The organism is Streptomyces sp. NPDC100445, assembly GCF_044759735.1.
Classification (GTDB): Bacteria; Actinomycetota; Actinomycetes; order Streptomycetales; family Streptomycetaceae; genus Streptomyces.
The window spans coordinates 290,929-304,140 of record NZ_JBIVZV010000009.1 but is presented as its reverse complement, the minus strand read 5'-3'; the positions used below and the strand labels follow the sequence as shown (position 1 = coordinate 304,140).

General features: G+C 73.1%; 10 protein-coding genes. 8 read left to right on the top strand and 2 right to left on the bottom strand.

From position 1 onward, the window contains the following. Positions 1–237: 237 nt before the first annotated feature. The 3 genes from ACIQVT_RS22630 to hflX all read left to right on the top strand — a co-directional run bounded on the left by ACIQVT_RS22630 (position 238) and on the right by hflX (position 5,708). Positions 238–2,460, top strand: a complete 2,223-nt coding sequence (locus ACIQVT_RS22630) for a RelA/SpoT family protein (RefSeq protein ID WP_403756672.1) — start codon at positions 238–240, stop codon at positions 2,458–2,460. Between the two features lie 84 nt (positions 2,461–2,544). Next, complete coding sequence (locus ACIQVT_RS22625; protein WP_403756669.1) at positions 2,545–4,047, top strand: M1 family metallopeptidase; 1,503 nt, start codon at positions 2,545–2,547, stop codon at positions 4,045–4,047. Between the two features lie 170 nt (positions 4,048–4,217). Next, the gene (gene hflX / locus ACIQVT_RS22620) at positions 4,218–5,708 is read left to right on the top strand and encodes a GTPase HflX (protein ID WP_403756666.1); all 1,491 of its coding nucleotides are present in this window, start codon (positions 4,218–4,220) and stop codon (positions 5,706–5,708) included. 84 nt (positions 5,709–5,792) lie between these two features. Here the strand turns inward: hflX and ACIQVT_RS22615 are convergent, their stop codons facing one another. Further along, positions 5,793–7,016 (bottom strand): trypsin-like serine peptidase, encoded by a 1,224-nt coding sequence (locus ACIQVT_RS22615; RefSeq protein WP_403756663.1) that lies wholly within the window; start codon positions 7,014–7,016, stop codon positions 5,793–5,795. 190 nt (positions 7,017–7,206) lie between these two features. Beyond that, the gene (locus ACIQVT_RS22610) at positions 7,207–8,145 is read right to left on the bottom strand and encodes a ScbA/BarX family gamma-butyrolactone biosynthesis protein (RefSeq protein ID WP_403756661.1); all 939 of its coding nucleotides are present in this window, start codon (positions 8,143–8,145) and stop codon (positions 7,207–7,209) included. Between the two features lie 206 nt (positions 8,146–8,351). Here ACIQVT_RS22610 and ACIQVT_RS22605 point away from each other — a divergent pair, with 206 nt between their 5' ends. The 5 genes from ACIQVT_RS22605 to ACIQVT_RS22585 all read left to right on the top strand — a co-directional run bounded on the left by ACIQVT_RS22605 (position 8,352) and on the right by ACIQVT_RS22585 (position 13,200). Further along, a complete protein-coding gene (locus tag ACIQVT_RS22605; RefSeq protein WP_403756658.1) occupies positions 8,352–9,020 on the top strand; it encodes a ScbR family autoregulator-binding transcription factor in 669 nt (222 codons plus the stop codon). Positions 9,021–9,179: 159 nt separating this feature from the next. Beyond that, the gene (locus tag ACIQVT_RS22600; RefSeq protein WP_403756655.1) at positions 9,180–9,878 is read left to right on the top strand and encodes an HAD family phosphatase; all 699 of its coding nucleotides are present in this window, start codon (positions 9,180–9,182) and stop codon (positions 9,876–9,878) included. A 1-nt stretch (position 9,879) separates the two neighbouring features. Next, positions 9,880–10,632, top strand: a complete 753-nt coding sequence (locus tag ACIQVT_RS22595) for an SDR family NAD(P)-dependent oxidoreductase (RefSeq protein WP_403756652.1) — start codon at positions 9,880–9,882, stop codon at positions 10,630–10,632. A 162-nt stretch (positions 10,633–10,794) separates the two neighbouring features. Continuing rightward, positions 10,795–11,370, top strand: a complete 576-nt coding sequence (locus ACIQVT_RS22590) for a TetR family transcriptional regulator (RefSeq protein ID WP_403756649.1) — start codon at positions 10,795–10,797, stop codon at positions 11,368–11,370. 276 nt (positions 11,371–11,646) lie between these two features. Beyond that, the gene (locus tag ACIQVT_RS22585; protein ID WP_403756646.1) at positions 11,647–13,200 is read left to right on the top strand and encodes a diaminobutyrate--2-oxoglutarate transaminase family protein; all 1,554 of its coding nucleotides are present in this window, start codon (positions 11,647–11,649) and stop codon (positions 13,198–13,200) included. Positions 13,201–13,212: the final 12 nt, after the last annotated feature.

Here is a 13,212-nt window from a genome sequence, read left to right as displayed (position 1 = left end):
CTGCCGGCGGCCGGGCCGTTCGAAACCGCGGCCGAGCGCCGCGCATGTGGCGCAAATTCTTAAACCTCGTTTCCATCGCTCGTACGGGTGATCCGTTTCACGCTCGGCGAGAGGCGGTCGGTCGCACGTGGTGGGCTCGGTAGCATCAAGCACCGGCACGGACGGGGGAACGTCGCCAACCCTGAGCCGCGTACGCCCTGGGGGCCCCGTCCGCCGGTCAGAGAGCCGGAGGTGCCCATGAGTGCGGAGGCCACGAACCCTGCGACCCCTGGCCCGGCAGCGCCCGCGGCGCCCACCGCCACGGCGGGCCGCAGGAAGTCCCGGCCCCGGATCGACCTGCGCCGGCTCGGCCGGGCCGCACTGCTCGGCCCCACCGCCCGCGGCAGACTGCCCGACGCCATCGGCCACGTCGTGGAGGCCCACCGCGCCCACCACCCGGACGCGGACCTCGACCCGCTGCGCCGCGCCTACGTCCTCGCCGAGTCCTCCCACCGCGGCCAGATGCGCAAGAGCGGTGAGCCGTACATCACCCACCCGCTCGCCGTGACCCTGATCCTCGCCGAACTGGGCGCGGAGACCACCACGTTGACGGCCTCCCTGCTCCACGACACCGTCGAGGACACCGAGGTGACGCTGGAGCAGGTGCGGGAACAGTTCGGCGAGGAGGTGCGCTACCTGGTCGACGGCGTCACGAAGCTGGAGAAGGTCGACTACGGGGCCGCCGCCGAGCCGGAGACCTTCCGCAAGATGCTCGTCGCCACCGGCAACGACGTGCGCGTGATGTCGATCAAACTCGCCGACCGCCTGCACAACATGCGCACCCTCGGCGTCATGCGCCCCGAGAAGCAGGCGCGCATCGCCAAGGTCACCCGGGACGTCCTCATCCCGCTCGCCGAACGCCTCGGTGTGCAGGCGCTGAAGACCGAACTGGAGGACCTGGTCTTCGCCATCCTCCGCCCCGAGGAGTACGCCCGCACCAGGGAACTCATCGCCGAGAACGCCGCCCGCCCCGGTGACCCCCTCGCCGAGGTCGCCGACGAGGCGCGCGCGGTGTTGCGCGAGGCCGGCATCCCCGCCGAAGTCCTGATCCGGCCCCGGCACTTCGTCTCCGTGCACCGCGTGGCCCGCAAACGCGGACGGCTGCGCGGCTCCGACTTCGGCCGGCTGCTGGTGCTGGTGAACGAGGACGCCGACTGCTACGCCGTCCTCGGTGAACTGCACACCTGTATGACGCCGGTCGTCTCGGAGTTCAAGGACTTCATCGCCGTACCGAAGTTCAACCTGTACCAGTCGCTGCACACCGCGGTCGCCCGGCCGGACGGCCAGGTCGTCGAGGTGCTCATCCGCACCCACCAGATGCACAAGGTCGCCGAGGCCGGCGTCGTCGCGCTCGGCAACCCGTACGCCCCCGCGGCCGACACCTCGGACACCTCCGGCACCGCCGCCACCCCGCCCGCCGACGCCCCCGTCGACGGCGAGCGCGCCGACCCGACCCGCCCGGGCTGGCTGTCCCGGCTCCTCGACTGGCAGCGGGCCGCCCCCGACCCGGACACCTTCTGGTCCACCCTGCGCGAGGACCTCGCCCAGGACCGGGAGATCACCGTGTTCCGGCCCGACGGCGGCGCCCTCGGCCTGCCCGAGGGTGCCACCTGCGTCGACGCCGCCTACGCGCAGTACGGCGAGGACGCGCACGCCTGCATCGGCGCCCGGGTCAACGGCCGCCTGGCCACCCTCAGCACGGTCCTGGGCGACGGTGACACGGTCCAGCTCCTCATGGGCCAGGACCCGGCCTCCGAGCCGTCCCGGGAGTGGCTGGAGCACGCCCACACCCCGGCCGCCCGCATCGCCATCCAGCGCTGGCTCGCCGCGCACCCCGGCGGCGGCGACGGCGGCGACAGTGGCGGCGACCCGCGTGACGGCGGCGCCGGGCCCGCCGAGGGCGCCGGGCGCGCCGGCGCGGCCGACGCCGCCCGACCCGCGGACGGCGCACCCGCCGCCCGGCCCCGGCGCGCCGACGTCCTCGCGGACCGGCCCGGAGCCGCCGTACGGCTCGCCGGGTGCTGTACGCCCGTGCCGCCGGACGGGATCACCGGGTTCGCGGTCCGCGGGGGAGTGGTGACCGTGCACCGCGCGGAGTGCGCCGCGGTGGCGCACATGAAGAACCGGGGGCGCGCGGAGGTCGTCGTGCGCTGGGGGGACACCACCGGGTGCCGGGTCACCCTGGTCGCCGAATCCTTCGGGCGGCCCCATCTGCTCGCCGACCTCACCGAGGCGATCGCCCTGGAGGGCGCCGAGATCGTCTCCGCCACCGTCGAACCGCCCAGCCAGCAGCGGGTGCGCCACACCTACACCCTGGAGCTGCCCGACGCCGCCCGCCTGCCCTCCCTGATGCGCGCCATGCGGGACGTACCCGGGGTGTACGACGTGAGCCGCGCCCGGCACCAGGCCCCGGCCCCCTGAGGACGCCGTCCGGCGCCGACCCGTTCGAGTGGGCCGGACGCGAGTCGCCGCCGGGACCCGGACCCGCCCTGGTAGCGGTGGTCCATGCTGCTCACCCCGCGCCACCGGCCCCGGTCCCCGATCTCCCGGCACCGCAGGGCGGCCCTGCTCGCCTGCGCCGTCTCCGTCTGCCTCGTCGCCGCGGCGGCCCCGCCCGAGCCCCTCGGCGTCGGCGACCGCCTCTACCCGGACCTCGGCAACCCGGGATACGACGTGGCGTCGTACGACATCTCGCTCAGCTACCCCGGCGCCAACGACAAGCCGCTCGAGGCTGTCACCACCATCGACGCGTGGACCACCGCCGACCTGGACCGCGTCAACCTCGACTTCGCGCACGGCACCGTCCGGTCCGTCGAGGTCGACGGGGTCCCCGCGAGCTTCGCCGGCGCCGGCGAGGACCTCGTCGTCACCCCGCGGACCGCCCTGACCGAGGGCAGCTGGACCCGCATCACCGTGCGGCACACCAGCGACCCCGTGCCCCCCAAGGGCCGCGACGGCGGCTGGGTGCGCACCGTGGACGGTCTCGCCATGGCGAACCAGGCCGACGCCGCCCACTTCGTCTTCCCGGGCAACGACCACCCGTCCGACAAGGCGATGTTCACCTTCCGGATCACCGCCCCCAACGGCTACACCGCCGTCGCCAACGGCCTGCCCGCCGGCGCGGACCGGGTCGGCCGCACCACCACCTGGACCTACCGCACCCAGCACCCCATGGCCACCGAACTCGCCCAGGTGTCCATCGGCCGCTCCGCCGTGGTCCACCGCGCGGGACCCCACGGCCTGCCCCTGCGGGACGTCGTGCCCGCCGCCGACCGCAAGGTTCTCGAACCGTGGCTCGCCAGGACGCCCGACCAGATCGCCTGGATGGAGAGCAAGGTCGGCCGGTACCCGTTCGAGACCTACGGCGTGCTCATGGCACAGGCCGCCACGGGCTTCGAACTGGAGACACAGACCCTGTCGCTGTTCGAGAAGAACCTGTTCACCGAGCCCGCCTACCCCAAGTGGTACATCGAGTCCGTGATGGTGCACGAGCTGTCCCACCAGTGGTTCGGGGACAGCGTCACCCCGCGCACCTGGTCCGACGTGTGGCTGAACGAGGGGCACGCCACCTGGTACGAGGAGCTGTACGCCGAGGAGACGGCGCACCGGCCGATGGAGGACCGGATGAAGGCCGCCTACGGCGCCGCCGACCGCTGGCGCGAGGCCGGCGGCCCGCCCGCCCGGCCCAAGCCGCCCGCCCCCGGCCAGAAGATCGGCATCTTCCGGCCCGGCGTCTACGACGGCGCCGCACTCGCGCTGTACGCGCTGCGGCAGGAGATCGGCCGGCCGGCCTTCGAGCGGCTGGAGCGGCTCTGGGTGCAGGAACACCGCGACGTCACCGCCACCACCGCCGACTTCGTCCGGCTCGCCTCGGCCGTCGCCGGCCGCGACCTGCGGGGCTTCCTCGACGCCTGGCTGTACGGCGCGAAGACCCCGCCGATGCCCGGCCACCCCGACTGGCGGACGACGCCCCGGGCCGGGGCCGCGGAGCCGCGGGCCACGCGATAAGCCGGTGACGGGACGTGCCGTGCCGTGCGACCATCGACGCGTCGGCCGCACCGGGGGCGCATCGGGGGGACACGGGAATCTCCCGGGGTACCCGCGCGTTGTACACCCTGAGCGGCCAGAAGACCGCCGTATCGACGCCGTAACGGCACTCTCATCGACGTAAGGATCAAATGACCTCCTCTTCTTCCCCTTCCCAGGACACCAAGCGCCTCGCGCACGCCTACCCCGAAGGTCTTCGGGCCGATGCCCTGATGGAAGAGGACGTCGCCTGGAGCTTCGAGATCGACGGCGAGCGGGACGGCGAACAGTTCGACCGTTCCGAGCGCGCGGCCCTGCGCCGGGTGGCGGGCCTGTCCACCGAGCTGGAGGACGTCACCGAGGTCGAGTACCGACAGCTCCGCCTGGAGCGGGTCGTGCTCGTCGGCGTGTGGACCACCGGCACCGTGCAGGACGCCGACAACTCCCTCGCGGAGCTCGCCGCGCTCGCCGAGACCGCCGGGGCACTCGTGCTCGACGGCGTCATCCAGCGCCGCGACAAGCCCGACGCGGCCACCTACATCGGCTCCGGCAAGGCCCTGGAGCTGCGCGACATCGTCCTCGAGACGGGCGCGGACACCGTCATCTGCGACGGTGAGCTGAGCCCCGGCCAGCTGATCCAGCTGGAGGACGTCGTCAAGGTCAAGGTCATCGACCGTACGGCCCTGATCCTGGACATCTTCGCCCAGCACGCCAAGTCCCGCGAGGGCAAGGCGCAGGTCGCGCTCGCCCAGATGCAGTACATGCTGCCGCGGCTGCGCGGTTGGGGTCAGTCGCTGTCCCGGCAGATGGGTGGCGGCCGTGGCGGTCTCGCCACCCGTGGCCCCGGTGAGACCAAGATCGAGACGGACCGGCGGCGCATCCGCGAGAAGATGGCGAAGATGCGCCGGGAGATCGCGGACATGAAGACCGGCCGCGAGGTCAAGCGGCAGGAGCGCCGGCGCAACAAGGTGCCGTCCGTGGCCATCGCGGGCTACACCAACGCCGGTAAGTCCTCCCTGCTCAACCGCCTGACCGGCGCCGGCGTCCTGGTCGAGAACGCCCTGTTCGCGACCCTGGACCCGACCGTCCGCCGGGCGGAGACCCCGAGCGGTCGGCTGTACACCCTGGCGGACACCGTCGGCTTCGTCCGGCACCTGCCGCACCACCTGGTCGAGGCGTTCCGCTCCACCATGGAGGAGGTCGGTGACGCCGACCTGATCCTGCACGTGGTGGACGGCTCGCACCCGGTCCCCGAGGAGCAGCTCGCCGCCGTGCGCGAGGTGATCCGGGACGTCGGCGCCACCGGCGTGCCGGAGATCGTCGTCATCAACAAGGCGGACGCGGCGGACCCGCTGGTCCTCCAGCGGCTGCTCCGGGTCGAGAAGCGCTCCATCGCCGTCTCGGCCCGCACCGGCCAGGGCATCGACAAGCTGCTCGCCCTGATCGACGACGAGCTGCCCCGGCCCTCGGTCGAGGTCGAGGCGGTCGTGCCCTACACGCACGGCAAGCTGGTCGCCCGCACCCACACCGAGGGCGAGGTGATCTCCGAGGAGCACACCGCGGAGGGAACCCTGCTCCGGGCCCGGGTGCACGAGGAACTGGCGGCGGACCTGGCGCCGTACACGACGGTCGCCACGGCCTGACCCCGGCACAGCGCCACGAAGGCCCGCCACCCCCAGCAGGGGGCGGCGGGCCTTCGCCGTGCCGGAGCGACGCACACGGCCTCTCTAGCGGCCGGCGAACTGCTCGCTCACCGAGTCGTACACGCCCTTGGCCACGTCACCCAGGCGCGGGCCGGCCAGCCAGCCGGAACTCACCGGGCCGATGGAGGTGTTGGAGACCAAGGTGGGCTTGCCGTCGGCGCCCGTCTCCACCCAGCCACCGCCGGAGGAACCACCGGTCATCGTGCAGCCGATCCGGTACATGGTCGGGTCGGACCGGTCCATGGACAGCCGGCCCGGCCTGTCCTGGCACTGGTACAGCAGCTGACCGTCGTACGGCGCCGCCGCCGGGTAACCGGACGCGGTGAGGCTCGCCACCTTCGACACGGGCGGCGCGTCGAAGTCGACCGGCAGCGCCCCGCCGACGGTCTCCTCCAGCGACCTGCCGCCGCTGCCCCGCTCCGGGGTCACGTGGATGACGGCGAAGTCGTACGAGGCGCCCTTGCCGCCCGTCGAACCGCCCTCACTGATCCACTGCTGCGAGGTCTTCGCCGCGTCGGCCCACCAGACGCCGTACGGGGCGACCTCGGCGCGGCCGGTGTTCTCCAGCTGGGCGGCCGACCTGCCCTGGTTGTTGTACGACGGCACGAAGGCGATGTTGCGGTACCAACCGCCCTTCTTGCCGGCGTGCACGCAGTGGCCCGCCGTCCAGACCAGATCGGACTTGCCCGGGTGGGCGGGGTCCGTCACGACCGTCGCCGAGCAGACCATGGTGCCCTCGGGGGCGTCGAAGAGCAGCTTGCCGGAGGTGGCCGCGTTGCTGTGGTACGGCGGCACGACCGTCCGTGCCCGCACGGGCTGCGGCTCCGGGTCGGTCACGCCCTGGTCACCGGAGATGTCGTTGTCGTCGACGCCCTTGTCGGGGTCGTCGGCGTCCCGCATGCGGTCCGGGTTCCACAGCCCCTTGATCATCGGGTTGACGAAGTCGTCGGCCTCACGCAGCCAGTCCTGCTTGTTCCAGTTCTTCCAGGCGCCGTTCTTCCACTTGTCGATGTCGATCCCGTGCTCCTTGAGCCTCTGCCTGAGGTCGTCCGGGATCCTGAGCTTGCCGTCGCCGGAGCCGCCCGCGCTCGCGCCCGCGGTGGACCTGCCGTCGGCGTCGTCGTCCCCGCCGCAGGCCGTGGCGGTCATCGCCAGCGCCGAGGCGAGGGCGACCGCCGCCAGCGCGCGGGAGGTCCGGTACGGGCCCCTCCCTCGCCGAACGGTGGACGACGGCCGTATGGATCGCATGCTTGTGACTCCCCATGCTGTGAAGGAACTCGGCGATGGGGACGCGCCACCGGCACGCCTCCTGCGCGGAGTTCGTGCCGGGCCGCGTCCTCAACGGAACGGCATCACACCCTATGTGTTCGCCGCGGGGGAGTTCCGACCGGTCGGCAACGGTTCTGCCACAAGCCGCCTGAGCTGCTGGTCCGCGTCATCACCCGGCCGGGATCAGCGTGACGACGGAGGTGAACACGACCTCGTCGTGCTGCACCGCGGTGACCCGCACCCGCTGTCCGGCGGCGCCGGACGGTTCCCGGGCGGCCTCGATCCAGCACGGCGCGTCCAGCTCGACGTAGCGCCGGAAGTCGGCTTCCAGGCCGGTCGCCACCATCGCCTCGGGATGCGCGGCCCGGTGTGCGGCCTGCCGCGCCGCCTCCAGCAGCAGCATCCCGGGAACGTGGTCCACCGGGTGGTCGAAGAGCACCGAGTGCGAGAGGTCCACCCGCAGCCGGCTGCGGCCGGGCTCCCCGGTCGCGGACAGGACGACGTCGGCGGGCCGCCGACGCGCGACCTCACCGGGTGCGACCGGCGGCTCCATGGGCACGGCCCGCGCGGTGGCCTGCTCCAGGTCGGCGTAACGGCCGCGCAGCCGACGGTAGATGGCCGGCGGATGGTTGTGGAAGGCGAGTTCGGCGGAGCCGAGCGGCAGGCCGTCACGGACCATGCCGACCCGCATGGTGAGTGAGGCGAGCCGTCCGGCGCGGCGGACCACATCGGTGCAGGAGACGCGCAGTTCCGGGTCGGCCGTCGTGCCGCCGGCCAGGGCGGCGGGGAAGAGTGTCTGCCGGTAGTGGGCCCAGGACTGGCGGTGTCCGAACGGCGCCTCGTAGGCGGCATGGCTGAGTAACGGGACCGCCTGGCGTATCGACTCGGCCGCGAACAGCGGGTCGTGCAGGCCGTGCACGGGACGGTAGAACGGGTGGTCGGCGGGCCAGCGAGCGGTCACCACGAACGTGTCGGGAGCGACCGTCCGGCAGCCCCTCAGCAGTACCTCCGATTCGGCCAGTTTGTGGACCAGTTCCCGTGGCACGGGCTCGATGACGGATGTGGACCCCGGTGCGCTGCGACCTTCCCGGCTGGTGATGGCCGGCATGTGCATCCCCCTTGGTGCGACGTCGGTTGCCACCTGGTTGCGCCCACAACATAAAGAGTGATCGTTTTGTTTTGGGTAAAGTGACGGCAAAGAAAGCTGGCTCGCACGGTGGTGATCGCGTCGTGGGCGGAAGCTATGGGACGGAACAGCCCGATCGGTGCGGCTTAACATAGAGAACGTTTCATTTTCATGAAGGAGGGACCGTCGTGGGGCAACCCAGGCAGGAGCGGGCGATACAGACGCGGGGGGCGCTCATCCTCGCGGCGGCGGAGGTCTTCGACGAGTACGGCTTCGCGGGCGCCAGCATCAGCCGCATCCTCAAACGGGCCGGGGTCACGGCGGGGGCCCTCTACTTCCACTTCGAGTCCAAGGAAGCCCTCGCCAAGGCCGTGATGAACGCCCAGTCCGACACGATCCTGCCGTTCCTGGAGTCCCAGGGGCTCCAGCGGCTCGTGGACATCACGCTGATCTGGGCACGCCGGCTCCAGACCGACCCGCTGCTGCGGGCCGGGGTCCGGCTCACCGGCGAGCAGATGACCTTCGGACTGCGCGACTCCAGCCCCTACCAGGCGTGGAGCCAGATCATGCAGGACTGCCTGCTGTCCGCCCGCGACAAGGGGGAGCTCCAGGCGGGCGTCGACCCGGGGGAACTGGCCGAGCTGATCGTCGAGGCCTGCACCGGCATGCAGATGTACGCGGCGGCCGAGAGCTGCCGCGCCGACCTCTCCGACCGGGTGGTGCGCATGTGGCGGCTGCTGCTGCCGGGCGTCGCCGTACCGGCCGTCGTCGCCCGGACCGCAGTCGATCCCGCGCGCGCCCTGGCGGCCGAGGAAGCACCGGCTCCGGTCGGCGCCCGGACCGGCTCCACCTGCTGAACCAGCGTCCCCGAGCAAGATCACCCGGCCCTGCGGCCGCCCGGACACCGGCACGTAAGGTGTCCCGCGTCGTACGCCCTGTCCGTCTCGCGGCGGGGCCGTCCCGCGGCGCCGTCGAGGCACCTGGCGGGGTTCGCGCCACCGTAGGGGGAGTCACCCATGGTCCACACGCTCGGCCGGCTACGCCTGGCCGCGCTCAACATCGACGGCGTCCTGCTCAACGACACCTTCAGCCCGGTCATCCACCGTTTCCTGGTCGACCGGGGCTGCGACTACACCGCCGAGCTGGAACGCAGCATCTTCTCGCAGCCCCGAGCCGTCGCCGGCCGGCTCTTGGCCGAGGCGATCGGCGGCTCCCTCACCCCGCAGGCGGCGCTGGACCTCTACTTCCGGGAACGCGCGCGGTACCTGGAGACCCACCCCGTACGGCTCAACGAGGGCGCGGTGGAACTCCTGCGGCGGCTGCGCGCGGCCGGCCTGCGCACCGTCAGCTACGGCGGCCTCGGCAAGGAGCACTTCGACACCTTCCTCGGCGTGCACGCGGACCTCTTCGACGGCCCCGGATACATCTGCACCGACACGATCCGCCCCGGCATCCACGAGATCGTCACCGAGTACTTCGGGCTCACGTACGACGAGGCCGTCTTCGTCGACGACGTGGCGAACGTCGGCCGCGCCGCCAGGGAGTTGGGCGTGCCCTTCATCGGTCACCCCTCCGACTTCCGGCACAGCTTCCAGCCGCGGCTGATGCGCGAGGCCGGGGTCCGGCACATCGTCGGCTCGCTGTGCGAGATCGACGAGCGACTGCTGCGCACCGTGGACGAGGAAGCCGCTCTCGGCACCGTATGGAAGGACTGACGTGCTCGACGACAAGGTAGCCATGATCACCGGCGCGTCCAGCGGCATCGGCGCCGCGGCCGCCCGGCTGTTCGCCGAGGAGGGCGCCGCCGTGGTGCTCATGGCCCGGCGCGGGGACCGGCTCGGCCGGCTGGTGGAGGAGATCCGCGCGGCGGGCGGACGCGCGCTCGCCGCGGAGGGCGACGTCTGCTCCGCCGAGGACGTCGAACGGGCCGTCACGGCCGCCGTCGACACCTTCGGCGGACTCGACGCGGCCTTCAACAACGCCGGTTACGCCACCGTCGGCACCCCGCTGCTGGAGCTGGACGACGACGATTACACCCGCACGATGGACGTCAACGTGCGCGGTGTCTGGAACTGCCTGCGCAAGCAGCTCCCGGTGATGCTCGCCTCCGGCGGCGGAGCCGTCGTGAACACCTCCAGCGTCGCCGGGGTGCTCGCCTCCAGCGCGTCCGCCGCGTACGTGGCCGCCAAGCACGCCGTGATCGGCCTGAGCCGGGCCGCCGCCCGCGAGTACGGCGACCGCGGGATCCGGGTCAACGCGCTGGTCGTGGGCAGCACGCGCACCGAGATGATGGACCAGGCCATCGGGGACTCCCCGGAGCTGGAAGAACGCTTCGCGTCCCGTACGCTGCGCCGGCGCATGGCCACACCCGAGGAGATCGCCCAGGCCGCGGTCTGGCTGTGCAGCGACCGGGCGGCCTTCGTGACGGGCGCGGCGGTGCCGGTCGACGGCGGCCGCACGGCGGTCTGAACCGGCGGGAGTCGGGCGGGCGGCAGCCGCTCTCACGGTGGCCGCACCCCCGCCGAACGCGCGCGGCGTGAAGTGACCGCCATTGTGCCGGAGAGCGTCTGGCGGGGGCCTGAAAATAAAGCGAACAATTGGTTTGTTCGTCCCCGTGCCCGGAGGTGCCCCATGGTCAGTCAGGAGAGATCCGCCCGCACCCGGCAGCGGCTGGTGCTCGCCGCCGCCTCCGCGATCGCCGAGAGGGGCTACGAAGGGGCGACCCTGTCCCGCATCTGTGCTACCGCCCAGGTTTCCATCGGGGCCCTCACCTTCCACTTCGCCACCAAACGGGACCTCGCGGACGCCGTGCGCGCCGACGCCCGCACCCTCACCCACGACCGGATGCGGCAGACCGTGGACGGGGCGGCCACGGCGGGCGCCCCCGGCACCGCGCTGCCCTCCCTGGTCCGGCTGACCGTCCAGCTCGCCCATCTGCTGGAGACGGAGGTGGTCGTACGGTCCGCGGCCCGGCTCGCCCGCGACCACCCGGACGACGACGCGTGGGTGGGTACCTGGCTGCCGGTGGTGCGGCGGCTGCTGGCGCAGGCCCGGCGCTCCGGCGAGCTGCGGGCGGGGGTGGACCCGCACATCATGGTGGCCCTGGTGCGCTACTTCGTGATCGGCACGCAGCCGCTGCCGGGAGCGGCGTCGCACCTGGAGCGCGTGTGGGAGGTCGTCCTGCGGGGCGCCGCGTCCGTCCGCTGACCACGCCACCGGCAGCCTCTCTTGTAGGACAACGCGCACGTTCCCTGCTCCGCCGCTCGCGACGGCCGGCCGCGCCGGGCCGGGCCCCGGTGGGCACCGTCGCGTCCGAGTCGCGGACCGCACGGCGGCCCCTCCCGCCCCGGGATCACGGCACCGATCTCGGCACAACCCGTAACCCGCCGAACGGTCCGCGGTTGTAGGCGGTGGAGGGACTGCCGGCTTCGCCCGGTCCCCGCGGATCAACTCGCCTCTGGACAGCGGGGAGGACAGCGCGCCGTGGCCGTTACGGAGTCGGTGGCAGGAGGCACGCCCGGGCAGGCGCGGGCCGTGCACGAGGGAATCCTCAGACGCCAGTCGGCGCGCGAGTCCGCGGCGCGCACCTATGCCCGCGCCCTGCCCATCGTGCCCGTCCGGGCGCGCGGCCTCACCATCGAGGGCGCCGACGGACGCCGCTATCTCGACTGTCTCTCCGGCGCCGGTGCCCTCGCGCTCGGCCACAACCACCCCGTCGTGCTGGAGGCCATCCGCGCCGTCCTCGACTCCGGCGCCCCCCTCTCCGTCCTCGACCTGGCCACTCCCGTCAAGGACGCCTTCGTCACGGAGCTGTTCCGCACCCTGCCGCCCGGTCTCGCCGGCCGGGCCCGCGTGCAGTTCTGCGGGCCGGCCGGCACCGACGCCGTCGAGGCCGCCCTCACCCTGGTCCGGGCCGCGACCGGCCGCACCGGCATGCTCGCCTTCACCGGCGCCTACCACGGCATGACCGCCGGTGCCCTGGCCGTCTCCGGCGGCGCCCCCGACGACCAGGTCACCCGCCTGCCCTACCCGCAGGACTACCGCTGCCCCTTCGGTGTCGGCGGTCCGGGCGGCGCCGAACTCGCGGCCCGCTGGACCGAGTCCCTCCTCGACGACCCCAAGTCGGGCGTGCCCCTGCCGGCCGGGATGATCGTCGAACCCGTCCAGGGGGAGGGCGGTGTCGTCCCCGCGCCGGACGACTGGCTGCGACGCATGCGGCAGCTCACCGCGGACCGCTCCATCCCGCTGATCGCCGACGAGGTCCAGACCGGAGTCGGCCGGACGGGCAGCTTCTGGGCCGTCGGCCACAGCGGCATCACCCCCGACGTCATGGTCCTGTCCAAGGCCATCGGCGGCAGCCTCCCGCTCGCCGTGATCGTCTACCGTGACGACCTCGACGTCTGGCAGCCCGGTGCCCACGCCGGCACGTTCCGCGGCAACCAGCTCGCCATGGCCGCGGGCACCGCCACCCTCGCCCACGTCCGCGAGAACGGTCTCGCCGACCGCGCCGCCACCCTCGGCGCCCGCATGCTGTCCCGTCTCCGGCCACTGGCCGACGAGTTCGACTGCGTGGGCGACGTACGAGGACGGGGGCTGATGATCGGGCTCGAACTGGTCGACCCGGAAACCGCCGGCACCGCCCCCGCAGCCCGCACCGCCCCCGCGGCCCGCACCACCCCCGCGACCCGTACCGCACCCGGCGCCCCACCCGCCCACGGCACCGCCTCCGCGGCACACGCCCCGGGCGAGTACGACGCCGCACCGGCCGGCCGGGCACCCGCCCGCGCGCCGCACGCCGCCGCGCCCCGACTCGCCGCCGCCGTGCAACGGGAGTGTCTCCAGCGAGGCCTGATCGTGGAACTCGGGGGCCGGCACGCCTCCGTGGTCCGGCTGCTTCCCCCGCTGACCATCACCGACGAGCAGGCGGCCGCCGTACTCGACCGCCTGGCCGACGCCGTGGCCGCCGTGGCCCGTCGGTACGAGACCCACGGCCCACAGCAGCAGGGCCGCCACGACCCGGCCGAGCGCGCGGGCTGAGCACCACCCACG

Bases quoted from the DNA above. Each gene is read 5' to 3' on its own strand.
- ACIQVT_RS22590 (WP_403756649.1), top strand. From the start codon at position 10,795: ATGGTCAGTCAGGAGAGATCCGCCCGCACCCGGCAGCGGCTGGTGCTC.
- hflX (WP_403756666.1), top strand. From the start codon at position 4,218: ATGACCTCCTCTTCTTCCCCTTCCCAGGACACCAAGCGCCTCGCGCAC.
- ACIQVT_RS22610 (WP_403756661.1), bottom strand. From the start codon at position 8,145: ATGCCGGCCATCACCAGCCGGGAAGGTCGCAGCGCACCGGGGTCCACA.
- ACIQVT_RS22600 (WP_403756655.1), top strand. From the start codon at position 9,180: ATGGTCCACACGCTCGGCCGGCTACGCCTGGCCGCGCTCAACATCGAC.
- ACIQVT_RS22615 (WP_403756663.1), bottom strand. From the start codon at position 7,016: ATGCGATCCATACGGCCGTCGTCCACCGTTCGGCGAGGGAGGGGCCCG.
- ACIQVT_RS22630 (WP_403756672.1), top strand. From the start codon at position 238: ATGAGTGCGGAGGCCACGAACCCTGCGACCCCTGGCCCGGCAGCGCCC.
- ACIQVT_RS22625 (WP_403756669.1), top strand. From the start codon at position 2,545: ATGCTGCTCACCCCGCGCCACCGGCCCCGGTCCCCGATCTCCCGGCAC.